Genomic DNA, 20,961 nt, shown 5'->3' with positions numbered 1-20,961 from the left:
GCACTCGCCTTCGCGTTGAAGTGGACCAGAGGGCGGTCTATTTCTGTGAAGGGACTCGGGGGACTAAGACCCGCGCTTGCCGACTGACGGGAGACGATTATGGCCGCCAAGCAGTCCCTGACCGTGACCCTGTCGGACGAGCTGATGCGCATGGTCCGTGACCGGGTGGCCTCGGGAGCCTATGCGGACGAAAGCGAGGTCGTCCGCGACGGGTTGCGGGCTCTCCAATTGCGCGATGCCGTCGTCGAGCGGTGGATCGCGGACGACGTTGCTCCGGCCTTCGACCGGGTGGCGAGCGGCCAGGAGCCGCTGATCCCGGCATCGGAGGTGTTCGGGGGCCTCGAAGCGCGCCATCGCAGCAATCGCGGCTAGCCTCAGCCATGGCGGCGCAGCTCTTCTTTACCGAAGCTGCGCAAGCCGACCTGGACCAGCTCTTCGCCTGGATCGCGGCGAGGGCCGGCGAGGAGCGTGCCCGCGCCTATGTGGGTCGGATCGAGCGCGCCTGCCACGGTCTACTGCCGTTTCCGCAACCAGTCACCGCCCGCGACGATGTCCGCCCAGGGCTGAGGATCGTCGGCTTCGAGCGCCGGGTCTCGATCGCGTTCACCGTCCGTGGCGGCGACGTGATCGTGCTGCGCATCCTCTACGCCGGCCGCAACCTCGGTGGGGCCTTCGGACCAGAGGCATGATCCGCCTGCGACGCCCGTCTGTCCTGCCGCGGCGGATTGCGTTACACATCGCGAGACATGGACGAATCCTGCGTGGCCGCGCCGGCGGCCCCCCGCATCTTGGTGTTCGACTCGGGGCTCGGCGGCCTCACGGTGCTGCGCGAGGTGGTCGCGGCGCGCCCGGACGCCCGCTACGTCTACGCCGCCGACGACGCCTTCTTCCCCTATGGCCGCCACGGCGAGGCGGCGCTGACGACCCGCCTGGTGCCGCTGATGGGCGAGCTCCTCGCCACTCACCGGCCCGACCTCGTGGTCATCGCCTGCAACACCGCCTCGACCCTGGTGCTGCCGCATCTGCGCGCCGCCCACGGGGTGCCATTCGTCGGCACCGTGCCGGCCATCAAGCCGGCCTGCACGGCGTCGCGGAGCCGGCTGGTCTCGGTGCTCGGCACCGAGGCGACCGTAAAGCGCGAGTACACCCGCGCCCTCATCCGCGACTTCGGCCAGGGCTGCGCCGTGACGCTGGTCGGCTCCGCCCATCTGGCCACCATCGCCGAGGCGGCGCTGCGCGACGAGCCGGTGGAGGAGGCGGCGATCGCCCGCGAGATCGCCCCCTGCTTCGTCGCCGACGGCGACCGCCGCACCGACACGGTGGTGCTGGCCTGCACCCACTATCCGCTGCTGCGCGACCGTCTGGAGGCGGCGAGCCCGTGGCCGGTCGACTGGGTCGATCCGGCGCCGGCGATCGCCCGCCGGGTGGTCGACCTCCTGGCCCGCGCCGGGGCCGGCCGGCCACCGGCCGCCGGGCTCGCCCGCCACGCCGGGGTGGACGACCTCGTCTTCACCTCGGGCCGCGCGCCCTCCCCGGCCCTGCGGCGGGCGGTCGCCCGTTTCGGGCTGCGGCTGCCGGCGGCGCACCGGCGCACCGGGCCCGAGGCGCTGACCTGCGCCGCCAAGTAGGCGCCGCGCCGGCTGCGGTTTGACATTTCGCCGGAACCTCCTAAAAACCTCCCCGTCACGCGGGCCGCAACGGCCCGCGCGGCGTTTCGCGACCCGTGGCCGGCGCCTGCGCAAGGTGGTCGGCCTGTCGGTTCCAGCCGGTGGCTGGAGCACAGGAGGGCGCGATCCTCCCGGTCCCGTCGACGGCGGGACTTTCAGCAACAAGGCGGGCGCTACCCCGCCGACGAGGACGCGATGACCAAGCGCATCGAGGCGAAGTACAAGATCGATCGCCGTATGGGCCAGAACATCTGGGGCCGCCCGAAGAGCCCCGTGAATCGCCGCGAGTACGGCCCCGGCCAGCACGGCCAGCGCCGCAAGGGCAAGCTCTCCGACTACGGCGTGCAGCTCCGCGCCAAGCAGAAGCTCAAGGGCTACTACGGCAACATCTCCGAGAAGCAGTTCCACGGCCTCTACGACGAGGCGATCCGGATGAAGGGCGACTCGGGCGCCAACCTGATCGGCCTCCTGGAGCGCCGGCTCGACGCCGTCGTGTTCCGCGCCAAGTTCGCGGCGACCCCGTTCGCGTCCCGCCAGCTCATCAACCACGGCCACATCAAGGTGAACGGCCGTCGCGTCAACATCCCGAGCTATCGCTGCAAGGTCGGCGACGTGATCGAGGTGAAGGACAAGTCGAAGCAGCTCGCCGTGGTGCTCGAGGCGACGCAGCTCGCCGAGCGCGACGTGCCCGAGTACATTGAGGCCGACCACGGCAAGATGACGGCCAAGTTCGTCCGCGTCCCGACGCTGGGCGACGTGCCCTACGCGGTGCAGATGGAGCCGAACCTGGTGGTCGAGTACTACTCGCGCTGATCGCTCCGGCGCGACATTCCGGAACACGGAAGGCCGGTCGCCCCCGGCGACCGGCCTTTTTCGTGGCGGACGGCGCCGTCCGCCCGCGCGCTCAACGCTTCCGCCACACCGCGTCGACGCTGAGCGGGCCACCGCCCGCGCAGGCGAAGTACAGGAAGATGAAGCAGAACAGCACCGCCGCCTCGCCGTTGTTGCCGAGCGGGAAGAAGCCGCGCGGGGCATGGCCGATGAAGTACGCGAAGGCGAGCTCGCCCGACAGGATGAAGGCGGTGAGCCGGGTGTAGAACCCGGCGAGCAGCAGCGCCCCGAACACGATCTCGATGGCACCGGCGATCCAGTACAGCGAGAACAGGCCGGGTCGCTGCATGGCCACCGGCCAGCCGAAGAACTTCGACAGCGGATGCTGAAGCAGAAGCAGCGCCGTCATGATCCGCACGAGACTGAGGACCAGCGGGGCGAAACGGTCGGCGAGACGATCGATCTGCACGGGGGTCGGCTCCTTCGGGGGTGAGCCGCTGGCCTCCGCGGTGCCCGCCGGGGTGATCCCGAGCGACGCTCCGCCGGCGCGCGGCGCCACGCCGTCCACCGCCATGGCGGACTCGGTCGCGGCCCGCGAGTTTGGCGCGACGCGCAAGTCCGCTACAAGCCGAAGCTTCTGGAGATGCTGAACAGGAGGCGACCCGTGCGTCCGCTGCTCTCGTCGTGGCCGTTCTCGTCCTGGGTGGTGTGGGCGCTGCTGTCGGCGCTGTTCGCGGCGCTGACGGCGGTGCTGGCCAAGGTCGGCGTCACGGCGGTGGCGCCCGACGTCGCCACCTTCGTGCGCACCCTGGTGGTCGCCGGGGTGCTCGCGGTGCTGCTCGTGGTCACCGGCCAGTGGCAGCCGCCGGGCAGCATCCCGGGCCGCGCCTGGCTGTTCCTCGGCCTGTCGGGGCTCGCCACCGGCGCCTCGTGGCTGTGCTACTTCCGCGCTCTCGATCTCGGCGACGTCGCCCGGGTGGCGCCGCTCGACAAGCTCAGCGTCGTGCTGGTGGCGGTGCTCGGCGTCGTGGTGCTGGGCGAGCGGCTGTCGGGGCTGAACTGGCTCGGGGTCGGCCTGATCGCGGCCGGCGCCCTCCTGGTCGCCTACAAGGGCTGAGAGCCGCGCGAGACGGCGTCGGGCTCGCGGCGCAGCACGAAGAAGAACGGCGCCGGCAAGCCGCGCAGATCCATCAGGCCAAGCCGGGTGTCCGCATCGACGGTGCGGAACACGTCGCAGATCGGCTGCCGGTCGTAGATCATCGCGGCGCCGACGCGGCCCCGCCAGGCGAGGCACCGCAGCCGCGCCGCCGGGCGGCGGGTGCGGAGCAGCGGCCACGCGGCCCGGAACATCGCGGCGACCGCCGGCGTGCGCAGCACCGCCGCGCCGGTGAGCCCGGGCCAGCGCACCAGGAGGCCGACCGGCAGCCGCGCCGGGTCGAGCGCCACCGGCGGCGCGCCGGGCCTGGCGAACAGCAGCGGATGCACGGTCTCGGGGTCGACGAAAGCCTTGCCGTGCCAGCCGAGCGCCTCCAGCAGCCCGTCCAAGGGATGCCCTGTCGGCAGGCCAGCGCCGCGCCAACGGCCGATCATGTCGGCCACCGTCGGAGCCGGCAGGGCATCGAAGAGCGAGAGCGCCTGCTCGGCCGTGGTGCCGGCCTGGAGCCGTGCCAGCCGGGCCGCGGCGCCCTCCTCCACCGCCATCAAGCGCCGCCCGACTTGCCGGTCTCGCCGCCCGCGGGAGCCGCGGGCGATGCGGTGACGGACGACGTGCCGGCCCCGGCGGACGGTGCGCCCACCGCATCGCCGGCACCCGGGCCGGCACGCTCGGCAGCGCGCTCGGCCCGCCAGCGCTTGAACTCGAACACCGCGAACCAGAACCAGTTGGGCGGCCACCACAGGACCGGCCCTTTGGTGTCGTGCCAGAGAAATCCGCGACCCTTGAAATAGTACATGCGACGCCTCCGAAACGAGGCGCGACCGTAGAGCATTTTTCCGGCGAGCGGCAGCCGGAGCGCCACGGACATCCGGCGCTGCGGACATCCGGCGCCGCGCCGCCCAGCGGCGCCCCGGAACGACGGCGCACGATAACCCGCAAACAGCGTCAGAACTTCACCACGATGTCCTCGTCGCGGACGATGAACTGGCAGGCGAGCCGGTAGGGCGGCGGCAGGTCGCTGACCTCGGCGGCGCGCACCTGGTCGGGCGTGATCTTGCCGGCGAGGCGGAGCACCGTCTTCTCTTTCTCGGTCAGATGCACGGCGAGCGGCGCCTTGTCGGACAGGACCGACACCTCGCAGGCGCAGGAGCCGCACTCGCCGTTCTCGCATTCGAAGTGGATCGGGACCTTGTGCTCCTTGGCGACGGACAGGAGCGTGCGGGTATCGCCGGCGACCGCGTAGACGGTCACGTCCTTGGGCATCGCGGGCGAGGTGAAGGTGACGTCGGCCATGGGTGTCTCGCAGACGGGATGGGTTTCGACGACAGTGTCGACCGCCCGCCCCTCGCAATCGGCGTGCCATCCGCAGATCGCTATGCCGAACCCCGTTCGGCCACGCCCGGCGGGCACGCGGCGCACGGCGTCAGGACATCGTGTGGGATTCACGACAGCGGCGTCGTGTTCCGGATGTCGCATCGTGTCGGCAAGCCGCCACGTCGAGCGGCGCCGCCGGAACGGCTGCACGGAACAGCCGTGACGAGACCGCGTTTTTACCGCAGGCCGCTGCTGCGGCTGGAGCGCCGCCGATGGCGGCGGCGCCGCGGAGGCATCGCATGAGCGTCTTGTGGATCATCCTGATCGGCTTCGTGGCCGGCATTCTGGCGCGGCTTCTGTCGCCCGGCCCCAACAAGCCGGCCGGCTTCATTCTGACCACGCTGCTCGGTATCGCCGGGGCGTTCGTCGCCACCTGGATCGGCCAGACCATCGGCTGGTACCGCATGGACCAGAGCGCCGGCTTCATCGGCGCGACGCTCGGCGCCGTGCTGGTGCTGTTCGTGTGGAACCGTCTCGTGGTGGCGCGTCGCATCCCCGATCCGAGTGCCGAGCGCCGATGGTTGTGAGACGAGCGCCAGCAACGGCGACGTGAGATGGTCGCGCGTCGCCGCGAACACTTTGCGACAGCTTCTTGATACCTCGATCGAGGGCGCGTATTCGCGTTGGACGTGTCTTTACCTCCCATTAACCCTGAGCGCGTCATTCATCGGCTCGAAAGAGGGACAGGAGGTTGTAGATGTCTCAGACACTCCAGGAGCGCATTCGCGAGCGCGCCTATCACATCTGGAACGGCAGCGGCCGCCCCGACGGCCGCGACGAGCAGTTCTGGCTTCAGGCGGAGCGCGAGATCCTCGCCGAGACCGCGACCGCGTCGGTGAGCACGACGTCGGTGAGCACCACGACCGTGCCGGCGGCGCCGGCCGAAGAAAAGGCCGCGCCCACCGTGACGATCGCGCCGGCCGAGGAGCCGGTCGCCAAGAAGGCCCCCAAGAAGGCCGCGCGTCTCGTCGCCAAGGCCAAGGCGGCCGCCGCCAAGCGCACCGGCGCCGACGCCACCCCGCTGGTGGAGGCCACCTCCATCGTGCCGCTGCCGGGCCAGCCCGCCGTCCCGGCCGCCGCCAAGCCGGCCACCATCCCGGCCGCCACGCTCGCCAAGGCGGCTCCGAAGTCGGCCGCGAAGTCGGCCACGAAGCCGCGTCTGCGCGCCGCCCGCTGACGCAGCACGGCGGAGCCGAGAAAGATCTGAAAAAGGCGCGGGACCCGCGGGTCCCGCGCCTTTTCGTTCCGCCCCGAGGCGCGGCCCTCGCCCTGATGGATCAGTCGATCAGCGACAGGAATTCCTGGCGCGTCGCGGTGTTGTCGCGGAACACGCCGGTCATCCGGCTGGTCACCATGTCGGTGTCGTGCTTGTGGACGCCGCGCGTCGTCATGCAGTGGTGCTGCGCCTTGATCACCACGGCGACGCCCTGCGGCTCCAGCACCTCCTGGATGGTGTCGGCGATCTGAGCCGTCATCTTCTCCTGGATCTGAAGCCGCTTGGCATAGACCTCGACGAGCCGCGCCAGCTTCGAGATGCCGACCACGCGGCCGTTCGGCACATAGGCGACCCAGGCGCGGCCGATGATCGGCACGATGTGGTGCTCGCAATGGCTCTCGAAGCGCACGCCGCGCAGCACCACCATCTCGTCGTAGCCGCCGGTCTCCTCGAAGGTCTTGCGCAGGATGGCGGCCGGGTCCTCGTCGTAGCCGCGGAAGAACTCCTCGTAGGCGCGCGCCGCCCGCGCCGGCGTCTCCAGCAGTCCCTCGCGATCGGGATCGTCGCCGGTCCAGCGCAGGATGGTGCGGAACGCCGCCTCCACCTCGGCGCGCGACGGCCGCTCGATTCGCGGACGTCCGGCGTCCTTCTTCCGCTTCGCCATGGTGTCTATCACCTGCACGGCCGGGGTCATGTCGTCTCCTCTCGTATAGAGCGGAGCGGATACGACGGAAAGCCGTCGCCGGATCATAGGACCGTCGCGACCGACGCCGGTCGAGACGCTGGCGAACCCGCGGCACGCCGGCGCCGCGGCCCCGCTGCTGGCGCGGAGCTGCGTCCGGACGTCACGGGGCGGCGCCGGTGATCCACCCGGCCGGTATCGGCGTATTAGGCGAGACAACCCCGTTCGACAGGATCGTCTCGTGCCCTACGTCGCCTCCTATGCCGCCGCCCTGGTGTCCTTCGTGATCATCGATGCCGTGTGGCTCTACACCATGAGCGGCCTGCTCTACCGACCGACCCTCGGCGACATTCTGCTGGAGGCGCCGCGGATGATGCCCGCCGTGGTGTTCTACCTGCTCTTCCCGATCGGCCTCGTGGTGTTCGCCATCGTGCCGGCGCTGCGCGGCGGCGGCCTCGTTCCGGCGATCGCGCTCGGCGCGCTGTTCGGGGCGCTCGCCTACGCCACCTACGACCTCACCAACTACGCGACGCTGCGCAACTGGACGCTGCAACTCACCGTCGCCGACATCGTGTGGGGCGGCCTGCTGTCGGGCATCGCGGCGGCCTGCGGCTATCTCGCCGCCAACGCGGTGCGCGGAACGATCGCGGCCTGAACCGACTTCCTCATCGCTACACGGCCGGATCAGCCATCCCGGCCGTGTTCACGGCCCTGGCTTCGTCGCTGTACGCCGCTGCAGGCGGGACGAGGCCGGGGCCGTGACCCTCTCGGGACGTCGTCCCGGCCGGGTCCACTCTTCGCCTCCTCGACCATCCCTCATCAAACAAAAGGGCCACGACCGCGCGGTCGTGGCCCTTTCTGTTGGATTGCCTGCAAGCAGACGCAGGCTCGCTCGCTCAGCCGGCCGTCGGAGCCAGGCGATAATGGCTGACGCCCCACTCCTCGCCGGCGGCATGGCCGAACAGGCCGGCAGTCGCCAGGAAGAACAGCCGCCAGCGGCGCGCCCACAGGGCGGCGTCGGCGCCGTAGACCTCGGCCAGGATCGGGTCGATGCGGTCGCGATTGCGGTCGAAATTGGCGAGCCAGTCCTCGGCCGTGCGGGCGTAGTGGACGCCGTTCCACCGCCACTCCTGCTCGACCGAAAAGAGATCGTCGAACGACCGCACCAGCCCGTGGCTCGGCATGATGCCGCCGGTGAAGAAGTGGCGGGCGATCCAGTCGGCGGGGTCGCGATGATCGAACCGATACGGCGCGGCGCGGTGGCTGAACACGTGCAGGAACAGCCGGCCGTCCGGGGCGAGCCAGCCGCGCACGCGGCCGAGCAGCGCCCGCCAGTTGGCCATGTGCTCGAACATCTCCACCGACACCACGCGGTCGAACCGCGCGGCCGGCACGAAGGCGTTCATGTCGGCGGTGATCACCGTCAGGTTGCGCAGCCCGCGCGTCGCCGCCTGCGCCTCGATGAAGGCGCGCTGCGAACGCGAGTTCGACACCGCGGTGATGCGGGCGCCCGAAAACCGCTCGGCCATGAACAGCGACAGCGAGCCCCAGCCGCAGCCGAGCTCCAGAATCGTCTGGCCGTCGGCGAGCCCGGCGTTCTCCACCGTCGCGGCGAGCGCCAGCTCCTCGGCCTCGGCCAGCGTCTCGCCGCCGCCCGGATACAGGCCGCACGAGTATTTTCGCCGCGGTCCCAGAACCAGATCGAAGAACGCCGCCGGCACCTCGTAGTGCTGGGCGTTGGCCTCGCCGGTGTGGAGCGCGATCGGGTGCTCCGCCATGGCGGCGGCGAAGCGGCGGTCGATCTCCGGACCGGCGGCGCGCAGGCGCTGGCGCGTCTTGCCGACCAGCATGGCGATGCCGGTGCGGGTGACGAGATCGGGAATCGGCAGGCGCTCGGCGCCTCCGATGGCGGCGGCGATCAGGCTCATCGGGTCTCTTCCGTGACGGGGGCGGGACGGGGCGGACGCGGAAAGAACGCGCTGGTGCGCGCCTGATAGGCCCGGAAGGCGGCGCCGTGGCGGGCCAGCATGTGCTCCTCCAGCGGCGGGATGCCGGAGACGTGGACGAGGAGCCAGTACATGCAGGCGGGGCCGAGGACGGCGAGCCAGCCGACCCAGTAGCCGCCGGAGACGTCGAGTGCGATCACCGCGACGCCGACCCAGGTCAGCCACTCGAAGAAGTAGTTGGGATGGCGCGACCAGCCCCACAGGCCGTCGTCGCAGATGCGGCCCCTGCCGACGCCGGCGCGGGCCGCCCGGAAGGCGCGGAGCTGGCGATCCGCCACCGCCTCGCCGGCGATGCCGGCGACCGCCAGCAGCGCGCCGACGAGATCCTGCGGGCCGAGACCGGGCGAGGGATTGTGGGCCGCGAGGATCGCCGCCGCGATCATCGGCAGGCTGACCAGCACCTGGATCTGGAGGAACAGCGCCATCCGGCGCGGCGCATCGCGGCCCCACTGCTGGCGCAGCGCCGCGTAGCGCGGATCGTCGTGGCTCGCCCGGGCGCGCGCCGCGATGTGGCTGCCGAGCCGCAGCGACCACGCGGCGACCAGCACCGCCACCAGGAGCTGCCGGCCGCTCGGTGCCGCGCCGAGCGGCGCCAGCGCCGCGCCGGCACCGACGAGGCCGAGCCCGAAGGTCCAGAACGTATCGACCCAGCCGGCATTGCCGGTGCGGCGCTCCACGACGGTGGCGATCGACATCACCATGGAGAACGCCACCGCCGCGACCAGCAGCGCGACGACGAGCGAGAGCACCAGCATGGCCGCCGCTCCGCCCTAGAGACGCACGAAGGGCTGGAGCACCCGGCCGATAAGCCCGTTGAGCCGCAGCCGTCCCTGCATGGCGACAAGGCACACGCACTCGACGCCCGGCTCCACCACCGGCGAGTGATCGACCTCGTCGTCGGCCTCGTCGACATCGCCCGGGCCGAAGCGGCCGTGCTCGTGGCGGAACGCCCCGGTGAGCACGCAGGTCAGCTCGGTGCCGGTGTGGGTGTGGTCGGGCAGCGTGGTGCCGGCCGCCGCCTTGAGCAGGAACACCCGCCCGCCCGGCAGCGTCGGCGCGTCGACCTGGCGCCACCAGACGCCGGGGCCGACCCAGCGCCAGGGGCCGAGCTCGTAACCGGCGAGGAGCCGCGCATGGGCGGGCAGCAGGCCGCGGATGTCGGCCGCGGCACCGCCGTCGGCAGGACGCTCCGCCGTGTCCACCGGCTGCCGCCGGACAGGCGCCGATGCCGGCACGGCCTCTGGTGCGTCGAGACGGGCGAGCACGCGGTCGAGGCCGCCGGCCGCGATCTCGGCGGGGGCGACGTCGTCGAGCAGCACGCCGCCGGTCAGCTCCAGCAGGCGGACGGCACGCCGGCAGCTGGGGCAGGCGGCGAGATGCGCCGCCACCACCAGCATGCGGCCTTCGTCCAGCGTGCCGGCCGCGAAGGCGGCGAGCGTCGCGTCGCTCGGATGGTGGGACAAGGTCATGTCAGGTCACCCAGCAGAATCCGCATGCGGTTCATGGCAAGACGCAGCCGCGACTTGACGGTTCCGAGCGGAATGTCGAGGAGGCCGGCGATGTCGCCATGCGCCCGGCCCTCGAAGAACGACAGTTCGACGATCCGGCGCTGCTCGCCGGGGAGATGATCGAGCGCGGCGCGCACCCGCTGCTCGCGCTCCGCCGTCACCACGGCGTGGTCGGGCGCCGCCACCGGCTCGGGCTCCGGCTCCTCGGCCTGGGCATGCAGGGCCTCGCGGCGCTGCCGCCGTGCCGCGTCGATGCGCAGGTTGCGGGCGATGGCGAAGATCCAGGCGGAGGCCCCGGCCCGCGCCGGATCGAACAGCGCGGCTTTCCGCCACACCGTCACCAGCGTCTCCTGGGCCAGCTCCTCGGCCAGATCGGCGGCGGTGCCGGACCGCATCAGGAACGCCTTCACGCGCGGCGCATAATGCCCGAACAGGGCCGCGAACGCCGCGCGGTCCTGGCGCGCCGCGATGGCCTGGATCAGCCGATCGAAATCCTGCACGCCGTCCGACGTCCTTTCGATGATCGCCATCCCCTCCCCCGACCGGCGCGGCCGCACGGGCGGTGCCCGCGGCAGCACGCCCGGCTGCCGCAGGACCGCGAGCGCAGCCCTGGAGGGAGTCTTAACGGGTATGGTGGTCCGGACAAGCATGCCCCCACTACGGCACGCCGCCGGGCTTGGATCAGTCCCCCCGCTGCCCGCGAGCTGCCGGCCCGGGTGATCCAACGGTATTGTTGGGCCGTACACCGCCTCGACCGCACGGCCGGCGACAGCGCCGTCCGACGGCGGCAGGGGGGCGAGGATGCAGGAGACGGGCGGCGATCGCCTGAAGATCGCGGTGATCGGCACCGGCATATCGGGCCTGTCGGCCGCCTGGCTGCTGGCGCGCCGCCACGACGTGACGGTGTTCGAGCGGGCCGACCGCGCCGGCGGCCACTCCAACACGGTGCGCACCCCGCCGGCCCATGGCGGCGTGCCGGTCGACACCGGGTTTATCGTTTATAACGAGCAGACCTATCCGAACCTGACGGCGCTGTTCGCGCATCTCGGCGTGCGGACGCAGCCGACCGAGATGTCGCTGTCGGTGTCGCTCGACGACGGTGCCCTCGAATACGGCGGCGGCAGCTTCGGGGCGCTGCTGGCGCAGCCGCGCAACCTGCTGCGGCCGCGCTTCTGGTCGATGCTCGCCGGCGTGCTGCGCTTTTACCGTGCGGCGCCGCGCGATCTCGGCGGGCTCGACGAGGCACATGTGACGCTCGGCGACTATCTGCGCCGCAACGGCTACTCGCGCGCCTTCCGCGACGACCACCTGCTGCCGATGGCGGGCGCCATCTGGTCGGCGGCGCCTTCCGAGATGCTGGACTATCCGGCCGCCGCGTTCATCCGCTTCCACGACAACCACGGCCTGCTGAAGCTGCGCGACCGGCCGGTGTGGCGCACCGTGACGGGCGGCAGCGCCAGCTATGTGGAGCGCTTGACGCGCGACTTCGCCGATCGCATCCGGCTCGACCGCGGCGTCGCCCACCTGCGCCGCGAGCCGGACGGCGTCGTCGTCACCGACCAGACCGGCGAGGCGCATCGCTTCGATCACGTCGTGGTGGCGACGCATGCCGATCAGGCGCTCGCCATGCTGGCCGATCCGAGCCTCGACGAGCGCGCCTTGCTGGGCGCCTTCCGGTACAGCCGCAATATCGCCGTTCTCCACGCCGACGATACGCTCATGCCCAAGCGGCGCGCCGCGTGGTCGAGCTGGAACGTGATCGGGACCCGCACCGGCCCCGATGATCGGCCCCGCGTCACCGTCACGTACTGGATGAATCGGCTGCAAGACCTGCCGGCCGAGACGCCGCTGTTCGTGACGCTGAATCCGCCGCGGCCGCCGCGTGCCGGCAGCCTGATCCACACCGAGATGTACGAGCATCCGCTGTTCGATCTCGCCGCCCACGCGGCGCAGCGCCAGCTCTGGTCGCTCCAGGGCGTGCGCAACACCTGGTTCTGCGGCGCCCATTTCGGCGCCGGCTTCCACGAGGACGGATTGCAGGCGGGGCTCGCGGTCGCCGAGGCGATCGGCGGCGTGCGCCGCCCGTGGTCGGTGCCCAACGAGAGCGGCCGCATCCCGCTCGATCCGGCGCGCCCGCGCGTGCCGCAGCCGACGTTGCCGGCATGACCGTCTCGGCCATCTACACGGGTGCCGTTGTTCATCGCCGCCTCGCGCCGCGGTCGCACGCGCTGCGCTACCGCTGCTTCTGGCTGTTGCTCGATCTCGCCGAGATCGACGCCCTTGCGGCGCGGCTGCGCCTGTTCTCGCGCGACGGCTTCAACCTGTTCACGTTCCGCGATGCCGACCACGGTGCCGGGACCGACGAGCCGCTGCGCGCCCAGATCGACCGCATGCTGGCCGAGGCCGGCGTCGACATCACCGGCGGATCGGTGCAGATTCTCTGCATGCCCCGGGTGCTGGGCTACGTCTTCAACCCGCTGAGCGTCTACTTCTGCCGGCGCGCCGACGGCACGCTGGCGGCGGTGGTCCACGAGGTGACCAACACGTTCGGCGAGCGCCACTCCTACGTGATCCCGGCGGAACCGGAGCGCAGCGGCGCCGTTCGCCAGACGTGTGACAAGCTGTTCTACGTCTCGCCGTTCATGGACATGGACCTGCGATACGAGTTCCGCATCGCACCGCCGGGCCGCTCGGTCGCCGTGGCGATCCGGGCCGACAAGGCCGGCAAGCCGGTGATCGTCGCGGCGCTCACCGGGCATCGCCGCGAGCTCGGCGACGGAACGCTGCTGAAGACGTTCCTGCTTCACCCGCTGGTCACCGCCAAGGTGATCGCGGCGATTCATTGGGAGGCGTTGAAGCTGTGGCGCAAGGGCATCGGGCTACGGCCCCGCCCGGCCCCGCCGACGCGCCCCGTGACCATCGTGCGGAGCGGATCATGACTCACCTGTCCTCCTGCGACCTGTCCTCCTGCGAGGCGCCCTCCCATGCGCCGGCGGCACCCGCCGCCGAGCCGGCCGCCGTGCTGCGCCGGCGCAAGCTGACCCACCGCCTGCTCGCCCGGGTGCTGCGCCGGCTCGATGTCGGCACCCTGACGGTCGAGCTGCCGAATGGCGTGCGCATCGCCCATCGCGGCCGCCGGCCCGGGCACGCCGCCACCTGGGTGCTGCACCGCTGGCGGACCCTGTGGCGGGTCGCATGGCGCGGTGATCTCGGCTTCGCCGAAGCCTACATGGACGGCGATTGGTCGACCCCCGACCTGCCGGCGCTGCTCGCTCTGTTCTCCGAGAACGACGCCGGGCTGACCGACGTCTATGCGGGCCTGCGCACCGAGCGGTTGCTGGATCGCATCCGCCACGCGGTGCGCGCCAACACCAGGCGCGGCAGCCGCCGCAACATCGCGGCCCATTACGATCTCGGCAACGCCTTCTATGCCGCCTGGCTCGATCGCAGCATGACCTACTCGTCGGCGATCTACACGAAAGACGACCAGTCGCTCGACGAGGCGCAGCAGACCAAGCTGGACCACATCGTCGCAACGCTCGGTGTGACCGGCGGCGAGCATGTGCTGGAGATCGGCTGCGGCTGGGGCGCGCTCGCCGAGCGTCTCGCTCGGGAGGGCTGCCGCGTCACCGGGCTGACGCTGTCGGCCGAGCAGCTCGCATTCGCCCGCGAGCGCGTCGCCGCCGCCGGCCTCGCCAAGGCGTGCGATCTGCGGCTCGAGGATTATCGCGACACCGACGGCACATTCGACCGCATCGTCTCCATCGAGATGATCGAGGCGGTCGGCGAGAAGTACTGGCCGATCTATTTCGAGACGCTGGCGGCGCGGCTGCGCGCCGGCGGCACCGCCGTGCTGCAAGCCATCACCATCGAGACGTCGCGCTTCGACCGCTACCGGCGCAACCCGGACTTCATCCAGCGTTACGTGTTCCCGGGCGGCATGCTGCCGACCCGCGACATGATGGTGGAGCATGCCCGCCGGGCCGGCCTCGCGCTCGTCACCCACACGGCGTTCGCCGAGAGCTATGCCCGCACGCTCGCCGAGTGGCGCCGGCGTTTCCTCGCCGCCTGGCCGGCGATCGAGCCGCAGGGCTTCGACGACCGCTTCCGCCGGCTGTGGGAGTACTACCTCGCCTATTGCGAGACCGGGTTCCGGCTCGGCATCATCGATGTCGGCCTGTTCGCCTTCGCCAAGCCGGAGCCGGTGCCGGTCCGGGTAGCTGCCCGTGTGGCGGTGCGCGCCGGCTGACGATGCGTCGGACGATGTCCGGGTGATCGGATCGCCGTCATTCCGGGTCGCGGGCGCTCAGCTCGCGGACCCGGAATCCAGCGACACACGTCATCCAGCGAAACACGTCATCCACCGGCATACTCGGAGCTCTCGGCTGGTTTCCGGACAGCCGCTTCGCGGCTTCCGGAATGACCGCCGAATTGATCGGCCGGATCTCGTATCACAACGCCGGTACGTCGCCGCGGCTCCAGTCCTCGGTCACCGCGGCGGCGTGGTCGGCGAAACGCCGCTCGGCGATCGCCGCGCGGACGCCCTGCATCAGCGTCTGAAAATAGGCGATGTTGACGATGCTCAGCAGCATTGCGCCGAGCATCTCGTCGACCCGGATCAGGTGGTGCAGATAGGCGCGCGGCACCGTGGCGGCGACCCGGCACGGGCTCTCCGGATCGAGCGGCCGCGGGTCCTCGGCGTGACGGGCGTTCTTCAGGTTGACCGGGCCGAAGCGCGTGTAGGCGAGGCCGTGACGGCCGTTGCGGGTCGGCAGCACGCAGTCGAACATGTCGATGCCGCGCGCCACCCCCTTTAAGAGATCGTCCGGCGTGCCGACGCCCATCAGATATCGCGGCCGGTCGGCCGGCAGCAGCGGCGCGACCTCCTCGATCATCGCCAGCATGGTGGCCTGCGGCTCGCCGACCGCGAGGCCGCCGATGGCGTAGCCCTGGAAGTCGAGGTCGACCAGCGCCCGCGCGCTCTCACGGCGCAGATCGGGGACGTCGCCGCCCTGGACGATGCCGAACAGCGCCCGCCCGCTCGGCATGTCTTCCTCGAAGGCGCGCTTGCAGCGCTCGGCCCAACGCAGCGACAGCCGCATGGCGCGCTCGATCTCGGCCGGCGGCGCCGGCAGCGCCACGCACTCGTCGAGCTGCATGGCGATGTCGGAGCCGAGCAGTCGCTGGATCTCGACGGCCCGCTCGGGCGTCAGCTCCACCGTGGCGCCGTCGACATGCGACTGGAAGGTGACGCCGCGCTCGGCCACCTTGCGCAGCTTGGCGAGCGACATGACCTGAAAGCCGCCCGAGTCGGTGAGGATCGGATGCGGCCAGCCCATGAAGGCGTGCAGGCCGCCGAGCCGCGCGATGCGCTCGGCGCTCGGCCGCAGCATGAGATGATAGGTGTTGGACAGCACGATGTCGGCGCCGGCCTCGCGCACCTCGTGCCAGTGCACGCCCTTCATGGCGGCCTGGGTGCCGACCGGCATGAAGGCCGGCGTGCGCACGCGGCCGTGCGGCGTGTCGAGAGTGCCGAGACGGGCGGCGCCGTCGGTGACGTGGAGGTCGAATATCATGTCGTCTCGCGGAACAGCAGCGTCGCGTCGCCGTAGGAGTAGAAGCGATAACCCGTCGCGACGGCGTGCGCATAGGCGCGCCGCATGGTGTCGAGCCCCGAGAACGCCGACACCAGCATGAACAAGGTCGATCGCGGCAGGTGAAAGTTGGTCATCATCACGTCGATGGCGCGGAAGCGATAGCCGGGCGTGATGAAGATCGCGGTCTCGCCGGCGAACGGCCGGATGGTCCCGTCGTCATCGGCGGCGCTCTCCAGGAGCCGCATCGAGGTGGAGCCGACCGCGACGATGCGGCCGCCCGCCCGCCGCGCCGCGTTCAGCGCCGCCGCGGTGGCCTCGCTCACCTGGCCGCGCTCGGCGTGCATGCGGTGCTCGGCGGTGTCCTCCGCCTTGACGGGCAGGAAGGTTCCCGCCCCCACATGCAGGGTGACGCGATGCAGGCCGACGCCGGCGGCGGCGAGCCGCGCCAGGAGATCGTCGGTGAAGTGCAGGCCGGCGGTCGGCGCCGCCACGGCGCCCTCCTCACGGGCGAACAGCGTCTGGTAGTCGCTGCGGTCCTGCTCGTCGGCCGGGCGGCGCCCGGCGATGTAGGGCGGAAGCGGCATGGCGCCCCGCTCGGCGATCGCCTGATCGAGCACCGGCCCGTGGAACGCGAACGACAGCGTCACCTCGCCGGCCTCGCCCTTGTCCTCGACGGTGGCGTCGAGCTGGCCGAGAAAGCACACTTTGCCCTCGTCGCCGAACCGCACCGTGTCGCCGGCGGCGAGCTTCTTGGCGCCCTTCACCAGAGCGCGCCAGCGCGAGCCGTCGAGACGCTCGATCAAGGTCGCCTCGATCGCCACCTCGGCGCCGCGACCGAGCCGGCGACCGAACAGCTGCGCCGGAATCACCTTGGTGTCGTTGACGACGAGCTGATCACCCGGCCGCAGCAGCGTCGGCAGGTCACGCACGACGCGATCGTCCAGCTCCGGCGCGCCGCTCGGCCGCACGACGAGGAGTCGCGCGGAATCACGCGGGCTCACGGGCCGCAAGGCGATGCGATCAGGGGGAAGCTCGAAATCGAACAGGTCGGTGCGCATGAGGACGTCTCTGCGCCAGGTGCGGCGCGCCTGCACCGCCTCCGCACATGCGGCGAGACGGTGGCTCGCCGCGAAGCCGGCGAGACGGACGAGGGGGCGCCGCCTGACGCAGGCGCTCGCGGCGAGGTCCCCTCACCCGGATCGCGTCGCGATCCGGCCTCTCACCGCAGGCGGCGAGAGGTGACGGCAGATCACCTCACGCGGCGGCGTCGGTCGCCATGCGGGCCTTGACGATCTTGTCGGGGTTCTTCACCGGCTCGCCGCGCTCGATCTTGTCGACGATGTCCATGCCGTCCGTCACCTGGCCCCACACGGTGTACTGGCCGTCGAGCCAGGGCGCCTCGGTGAAGCAGATGAAGAACTGGCTGTCACCGGAGTCCGGGTTCTGGGCGCGCGCCATCGAGACGGTGCCGCGGACGTGCTTCTCGCGCGAGAACTCGGCCTTCAGCTTCTGGCCCGAGCCGCCGGTGCCGGTGCCGTGCGGGCAGCCGGTCTGCGCCATGAAGTCCTCGATCACCCGGTGGAACACGATGCCGTCGTAGAAGCCCTGGCGCACCAGCTCCTTGATGCGGGCGACGTGAGTGGGTGCGAGGTCGGGCCGCATCTCGATGGTCACCAGGCCCTTGGTGGTTTCCAGCAGGAGCGTGTTCTCGGTCGCGTCGGTCATGATGGTTCGAATATCCCTGGTTGCTCGCGAAATAAGGGTTGCTCGCGAAAAGCGGAGCGCCGGCGCTACTGCGCGTCGGCGGCGACCTGCATGCGGACGATCTTGTCGGGATTGGTCACCCGACCGTTGTCGACCTCCGAGCCCTTCTTGATCTTGTCGACGACATCCATGCCGCGCACCACCTCGCCGATCACCGTGTACTGGCCGTTGAGGCTCGACGTCTCGGCCAGCATGATGAAGAACTGGCTGTTGGCCGAGTTGTTGTCGCCGCCCTTGCGGGCCATGCCGACGATGCCGCGCTTGAACGGCACGCTGGAGAACTCGGCCGGCAGGTTCGGATACTTGGAGCCGCCGGTGCCGTTGCCGAACTGGCCGTCGCCGGTCTGCGCCATGAAGCCGGTGATGACGCGGTGGAACGGCACGCCGTCGTAGAACTTCTCGCGGGCGAGCTGCTTGATGCGCTCGGCGTGCTGCGGCGCCAGATCGTTGCGCAGCTTGATGACGATGCGGCCGTCCTTGGTGTCGATCAGGACGGTGTTCTGCGGATCGAGCCCGGCGGGCAGCGGCTGCGCCTCGGCGCCGACGAGCGTGAACGCGAGCACGGCGAGCGCAGCGAACAAGCGGATCATGGAAGGTCCTTGCGGGTTGCGGAAAGCCGATCAGGGAAGGCTGCCGCGGCGGCCGCACGACGGAGGGCGACGGGATGCGTCTCGTCGATGCGTCTCGTCGGTGCGTCTCGTCATGGCGGCGTCCAGGGTCAGCCGGGGGCCTTGGCGGCGAAACGCCGCCGCAGCCGCTCGGCCACGGCCGGCGGCACGAAGGCGGAGACGTCCCCGCCCATCGCGGCAATCTGTCGAACCAGTGTGGCGGTGATCGGGCGCACCAGCGGCGAGGCCGGCAGGAACACGGTCGTCACCGTCGGCGCCATGGTGCCGTTCATGCCGGCCATCTGCATCTCGTAATCGAAGTCGGTGCCGTCGCGCAGCCCGCGGATCAGCGCCACCGCGCCCTCGGCGCGGGCCGCCTCGACCACCAGGCCCGAGAAGGTGATGCAGGAGATGGTACAGCCGGCCGCCGCGGCGAGCGGCCCGCAGGTCTCCTCCAGCATGGCGGCGCGGTCCTCGGCCGGGAACAGCGGCACCTTGCCGGGATGGATGCCGATGGCCAGCACCAGCCGGTCGGCCAGGCGCACCGCCTGGCGGACGACGTCGAGGTGGCCGTTGGTGACCGGGTCGAACGAGCCGGCATAGAGGGCGGTTCGCAGCATCGCGCGGGTCTAGCCTGCCCGGGTCGCGCCGGCAAGCCGGGCCATGGGGCCGGGCTGCCGCGCCGTCATGCGGCCCGCCGCGACAAGGCGAGCCACAGGCCGCCGCCGATCAGCACGGTTCCCGAGATGCGGTCGAGCAGCACGCGCCGGGCCGGCGCCAGGAAGAAGCCGCGGCCGAGCCCGGCCATCAGGCCCCACCCGGCATCCAGCACGGCGGCGAGCGTGACGGCGGCCGCCACCATGACGGCGAGCTGCGGGCCGGACGGCAGTGCCGGGTCGACGAACTGCGGCAGGAACGCCGTGAAGAAGGCGGCCGTCTTGGGGTTCGACACCGACACCAGGAAGCCGCGCGAGAGGTGGACCTTGCCGCGGGCGGGCTCCGGCGGCGCCGCCTGCCCGGCCCGCCGCCACGCCTGCACGCCGAGCCAGATCAGGTAGACGGCGCCGACCCAGCGGATCACCTCGAAGGCGGTGACGGCCCGCGACAGCAGCACGTCGAGGCCGATCGCCACGCCGCCGATCAGCAGCGTGTTGCCGAACACGGTGCCGAGGGCGGTGGCCAGCACGGCGCGGGCGCCGTCGCGGGCGCCGGTCGACACCATCAGGGTCACCACCGGGCCGGGCGTCAGGATCAGCAGCAGGACCATCGCCAGGAACGGCACGAACAGGTCGGGATTGAGCATGCCGGTCGGCTCCGGTTCGGCGCGGCGCCTCGCGACCCGGTCGGTCGGCCGCGGGCTGGTCGGGTCAGGAGCGGCGCAGCGGATGGGCCGCCGGGCAGGCGGCCCATCGTCTCGGCGCCGGCGTCAGCGTTCGTCCGGGTTGGACTGGGTGGTCGGCGCTCCGCTGCCGACCGGCGGTCCGGACAGGACCGGCGGCTCGGCCGGCGGCGGGTCGGCCGCCGGCGCCCCGGCGCCATTGCGGCTGGGCGGGGCCGCCGCCTCGGCGCCCCGCGGCTCGCGGGCGGGATCGCGGTCGGCGGGCCGCTCGGCGCCGCTGCCGGTCTCCGGCGGGACCGCGGGGGCCGGCTTGGTGACCGCCGGCTCGGGGGCGGGCCGCCCAGCGAGCGCCGCCTGGCGCAGGGCGTCGATGTCGGTGCCGCTGGTCGCATAGCCCTGGAGGCGCGACAGCCGGTCGTCGGCCTCGCCGGCCGCCGGCTTGGCAGTCTCGTGGGCCGCCACATAGGGCCGCAGGCGATCGAGCGGGGCGCTGGCCAGCCGCCCGCCGGTGCGCTTGCTCGGCTGCGCCTGGGAGGCCGCGGAGCCCGGGGCCGCGGCAGCCGCCGCCTCGCCCTCGGGCGCCGGGGCCGGCGCCTGGCGCTGGCGGAGCGGCGCGGGCGGCCGCGGCTCGCCGGCGCTGGGCGGGCGCTCGGCGGTGCGCTCCTCGTCGGGTGGGGTCGCCTCGGCCGGACGCTGGCGGCCCCGGCGATCGGGCGGCGGCGCGGCCCCGCCGACCCCGGCAAGATAGCCGGCGAGCGCGCTCGCGTGGCCCGGGCTCGACGTGTAGTGATCGCGCAGGAAGCGCGCCACCGAGGACGGATCGCGCCCGCGGGTCAATCCCTGGGCCGAGCGGTGGCAGGCCGAGCAGTCCGACGAGAACACCTGAGCCGGGCTCTTGCCGGCCGTCAGGTCGGTCTGCGCCACGGCGGCCGTCGACGCGAGCCCGCAGGCCAGAAGCCCGCCGGCCACAAGCCCACAGGCCACGAGCCCATCGGCCAGAAGCCGCGCCATCGTCGATGTTCTCGCCCGGACAGTCATCCGCCTGACACTCCGCCTGCTGTGTTGACCCGCGACGCCCCGGCGCGTCGGTTGCCCTACCTAGAGCATTTTCCGGCGAAGTGGGACCCGGTTCGCCGTCGAAAATGCGATCCCGCCATGACTCCTGGAGTTGCACGACCCCTGGAGCTGCACGACTCCTGGATTGGCACGACTC

General features: G+C 71.7%; 27 protein-coding genes. 11 read left to right on the top strand and 16 right to left on the bottom strand.

The window, feature by feature from the left end:
* Positions 1-99 precede the first annotated feature (99 nt).
* The 4 genes from ACFQUV_RS05850 (at position 100) to rpsD (ending at position 2,480) form a co-directional block, all read left to right on the top strand.
* Entirely contained in the window at positions 100-372 is a 273-nt protein-coding gene (locus tag ACFQUV_RS05850) for a type II toxin-antitoxin system ParD family antitoxin (RefSeq protein ID WP_129609223.1), read from the top strand.
* Between the two features lie 8 nt (positions 373-380).
* Complete coding sequence (locus ACFQUV_RS05845; RefSeq protein ID WP_129609222.1) at positions 381-689, top strand: type II toxin-antitoxin system RelE/ParE family toxin; 309 nt, start codon at positions 381-383, stop codon at positions 687-689.
* A 57-nt stretch (positions 690-746) separates the two neighbouring features.
* Positions 747-1,628, top strand: coding sequence for a glutamate racemase (murI, locus tag ACFQUV_RS05840; protein ID WP_129609221.1), 882 nt, complete (start codon positions 747-749; stop codon positions 1,626-1,628).
* Between the two features lie 234 nt (positions 1,629-1,862).
* Entirely contained in the window at positions 1,863-2,480 is a 618-nt protein-coding gene (gene rpsD / locus ACFQUV_RS05835; RefSeq protein ID WP_111388698.1) for a 30S ribosomal protein S4, read from the top strand.
* Between the two features lie 91 nt (positions 2,481-2,571).
* On the opposite strand, the gene ACFQUV_RS05830 is transcribed toward rpsD, so the two are convergent.
* The gene (locus tag ACFQUV_RS05830) at positions 2,572-3,072 is read right to left on the bottom strand and encodes a DoxX family protein (protein WP_129609220.1); all 501 of its coding nucleotides are present in this window, start codon (positions 3,070-3,072) and stop codon (positions 2,572-2,574) included.
* 69 nt (positions 3,073-3,141) lie between these two features.
* Between ACFQUV_RS05830 and ACFQUV_RS05825 the strand changes: the two genes are divergently transcribed.
* Positions 3,142-3,615 carry an EamA family transporter gene (locus ACFQUV_RS05825; protein ID WP_129609219.1) on the top strand — a complete coding sequence of 158 codons (474 nt, stop codon included), beginning with the start codon at positions 3,142-3,144 and terminating at the stop codon, positions 3,613-3,615.
* On the opposite strand, the gene ACFQUV_RS05820 is transcribed toward ACFQUV_RS05825, so the two are convergent.
* From ACFQUV_RS05820 to ACFQUV_RS05810, 3 genes are all read right to left on the bottom strand, one after another.
* Positions 3,603-4,199: a DUF4334 domain-containing protein gene (locus tag ACFQUV_RS05820; RefSeq protein ID WP_129609218.1), complete on the bottom strand. Its 597-nt coding sequence runs from the start codon at positions 4,197-4,199 to the stop codon at positions 3,603-3,605. The genes ACFQUV_RS05825 and ACFQUV_RS05820 overlap by 13 nt on opposite strands.
* Positions 4,199-4,450: a hypothetical protein gene (locus ACFQUV_RS05815; RefSeq protein WP_129609217.1), complete on the bottom strand. Its 252-nt coding sequence runs from the start codon at positions 4,448-4,450 to the stop codon at positions 4,199-4,201. Before ACFQUV_RS05815 ends, ACFQUV_RS05820 begins: the two co-directional genes overlap by 1 nt.
* Before the next feature lie 149 nt (positions 4,451-4,599).
* Positions 4,600-4,947, bottom strand: coding sequence for a 2Fe-2S iron-sulfur cluster-binding protein (locus ACFQUV_RS05810; protein WP_111385468.1), 348 nt, complete (start codon positions 4,945-4,947; stop codon positions 4,600-4,602).
* A 320-nt stretch (positions 4,948-5,267) separates the two neighbouring features.
* Here ACFQUV_RS05810 and ACFQUV_RS05805 point away from each other — a divergent pair, with 320 nt between their 5' ends.
* Positions 5,268-5,555 (top strand): GlsB/YeaQ/YmgE family stress response membrane protein, encoded by a 288-nt coding sequence (locus ACFQUV_RS05805; RefSeq protein WP_111385451.1) that lies wholly within the window; start codon positions 5,268-5,270, stop codon positions 5,553-5,555.
* A 170-nt stretch (positions 5,556-5,725) separates the two neighbouring features.
* Positions 5,726-6,205 carry a DUF2934 domain-containing protein gene (locus tag ACFQUV_RS05800; protein WP_129609216.1) on the top strand — a complete coding sequence of 160 codons (480 nt, stop codon included), beginning with the start codon at positions 5,726-5,728 and terminating at the stop codon, positions 6,203-6,205.
* Positions 6,206-6,305: 100 nt separating this feature from the next.
* Here the strand turns inward: ACFQUV_RS05800 and folE are convergent, their stop codons facing one another.
* Positions 6,306-6,908, bottom strand: a complete 603-nt coding sequence (gene folE, locus ACFQUV_RS05795) for a GTP cyclohydrolase I FolE (RefSeq protein ID WP_207211474.1) — start codon at positions 6,906-6,908, stop codon at positions 6,306-6,308.
* 259 nt (positions 6,909-7,167) lie between these two features.
* Between folE and ACFQUV_RS05790 the strand changes: the two genes are divergently transcribed.
* On the top strand, positions 7,168-7,581 hold the full coding sequence (locus ACFQUV_RS05790; RefSeq protein ID WP_129609215.1) for a DUF2177 family protein: 414 nt from the start codon (positions 7,168-7,170) through the stop codon (positions 7,579-7,581).
* 241 nt (positions 7,582-7,822) lie between these two features.
* Here the strand turns inward: ACFQUV_RS05790 and ACFQUV_RS05785 are convergent, their stop codons facing one another.
* Genes ACFQUV_RS05785 through ACFQUV_RS05770 form a run of 4 tightly spaced genes read right to left on the bottom strand, consistent with a single transcriptional unit; the run spans position 7,823 to position 10,970 of the window.
* Positions 7,823-8,854, bottom strand: a complete 1,032-nt coding sequence (locus ACFQUV_RS05785; protein WP_129609214.1) for a cyclopropane-fatty-acyl-phospholipid synthase family protein — start codon at positions 8,852-8,854, stop codon at positions 7,823-7,825.
* Positions 8,851-9,687 carry a DUF1295 domain-containing protein gene (locus ACFQUV_RS05780; RefSeq protein ID WP_129609213.1) on the bottom strand — a complete coding sequence of 279 codons (837 nt, stop codon included), beginning with the start codon at positions 9,685-9,687 and terminating at the stop codon, positions 8,851-8,853. The genes ACFQUV_RS05785 and ACFQUV_RS05780 overlap by 4 nt, the downstream gene beginning before the upstream one ends.
* Positions 9,688-9,702: 15 nt before the next feature.
* The gene (locus ACFQUV_RS05775) at positions 9,703-10,401 is read right to left on the bottom strand and encodes a ChrR family anti-sigma-E factor (RefSeq protein WP_111385457.1); all 699 of its coding nucleotides are present in this window, start codon (positions 10,399-10,401) and stop codon (positions 9,703-9,705) included.
* Positions 10,398-10,970, bottom strand: a complete 573-nt coding sequence (locus ACFQUV_RS05770) for a sigma-70 family RNA polymerase sigma factor (protein ID WP_129609212.1) — start codon at positions 10,968-10,970, stop codon at positions 10,398-10,400. Before ACFQUV_RS05770 ends, ACFQUV_RS05775 begins: the two co-directional genes overlap by 4 nt.
* 271 nt (positions 10,971-11,241) lie before the next feature.
* Between ACFQUV_RS05770 and ACFQUV_RS05765 the strand changes: the two genes are divergently transcribed.
* Genes ACFQUV_RS05765 through ACFQUV_RS05755 form a run of 3 tightly spaced genes read left to right on the top strand, consistent with a single transcriptional unit; the run spans position 11,242 to position 14,689 of the window.
* On the top strand, positions 11,242-12,606 hold the full coding sequence (locus tag ACFQUV_RS05765; protein WP_129609211.1) for an NAD(P)/FAD-dependent oxidoreductase: 1,365 nt from the start codon (positions 11,242-11,244) through the stop codon (positions 12,604-12,606).
* Positions 12,603-13,379, top strand: coding sequence for a DUF1365 domain-containing protein (locus ACFQUV_RS05760; protein WP_129609210.1), 777 nt, complete (start codon positions 12,603-12,605; stop codon positions 13,377-13,379). Before ACFQUV_RS05765 ends, ACFQUV_RS05760 begins: the two co-directional genes overlap by 4 nt.
* Complete coding sequence (locus tag ACFQUV_RS05755) at positions 13,376-14,689, top strand: cyclopropane-fatty-acyl-phospholipid synthase family protein (protein ID WP_129609209.1); 1,314 nt, start codon at positions 13,376-13,378, stop codon at positions 14,687-14,689. Before ACFQUV_RS05760 ends, ACFQUV_RS05755 begins: the two co-directional genes overlap by 4 nt.
* A 202-nt stretch (positions 14,690-14,891) precedes the next feature.
* Here the strand turns inward: ACFQUV_RS05755 and tgt are convergent, their stop codons facing one another.
* From tgt to ACFQUV_RS05720, 7 genes are all read right to left on the bottom strand, one after another.
* Positions 14,892-16,016, bottom strand: a complete 1,125-nt coding sequence (tgt, locus tag ACFQUV_RS05750; protein WP_129609208.1) for a tRNA guanosine(34) transglycosylase Tgt — start codon at positions 16,014-16,016, stop codon at positions 14,892-14,894.
* A complete protein-coding gene (gene queA / locus ACFQUV_RS05745) occupies positions 16,013-17,095 on the bottom strand; it encodes a tRNA preQ1(34) S-adenosylmethionine ribosyltransferase-isomerase QueA (RefSeq protein WP_129609207.1) in 1,083 nt (360 codons plus the stop codon). The genes tgt and queA overlap by 4 nt, the downstream gene beginning before the upstream one ends.
* A 196-nt stretch (positions 17,096-17,291) precedes the next feature.
* The gene (locus ACFQUV_RS05740) at positions 17,292-17,762 is read right to left on the bottom strand and encodes a peptidylprolyl isomerase (RefSeq protein WP_129609206.1); all 471 of its coding nucleotides are present in this window, start codon (positions 17,760-17,762) and stop codon (positions 17,292-17,294) included.
* 65 nt (positions 17,763-17,827) lie between these two features.
* On the bottom strand, positions 17,828-18,391 hold the full coding sequence (locus ACFQUV_RS05735; protein ID WP_129609205.1) for a peptidylprolyl isomerase: 564 nt from the start codon (positions 18,389-18,391) through the stop codon (positions 17,828-17,830).
* Between the two features lie 128 nt (positions 18,392-18,519).
* Positions 18,520-19,029, bottom strand: a complete 510-nt coding sequence (coaD, locus tag ACFQUV_RS05730; RefSeq protein WP_129609204.1) for a pantetheine-phosphate adenylyltransferase — start codon at positions 19,027-19,029, stop codon at positions 18,520-18,522.
* A gap of 65 nt (positions 19,030-19,094) precedes the next feature.
* On the bottom strand, positions 19,095-19,712 hold the full coding sequence (locus ACFQUV_RS05725) for a LysE family translocator (RefSeq protein WP_129609203.1): 618 nt from the start codon (positions 19,710-19,712) through the stop codon (positions 19,095-19,097).
* 123 nt (positions 19,713-19,835) lie between these two features.
* Positions 19,836-20,759, bottom strand: a complete 924-nt coding sequence (locus ACFQUV_RS05720; RefSeq protein ID WP_129609202.1) for a hypothetical protein — start codon at positions 20,757-20,759, stop codon at positions 19,836-19,838.
* Between the last annotated feature and the right edge of the window lie 202 nt (positions 20,760-20,961).

Source organism: Rhodoplanes sp. P11, from assembly GCF_964266735.1.
In the GTDB taxonomy this organism is placed as follows: Bacteria; Pseudomonadota; Alphaproteobacteria; order Rhizobiales; family Xanthobacteraceae; genus Rhodoplanes; species Rhodoplanes serenus.
Note: the sequence above shows the minus strand (reverse complement) of the source record. Positions and strands in the feature narration are given on the sequence as shown.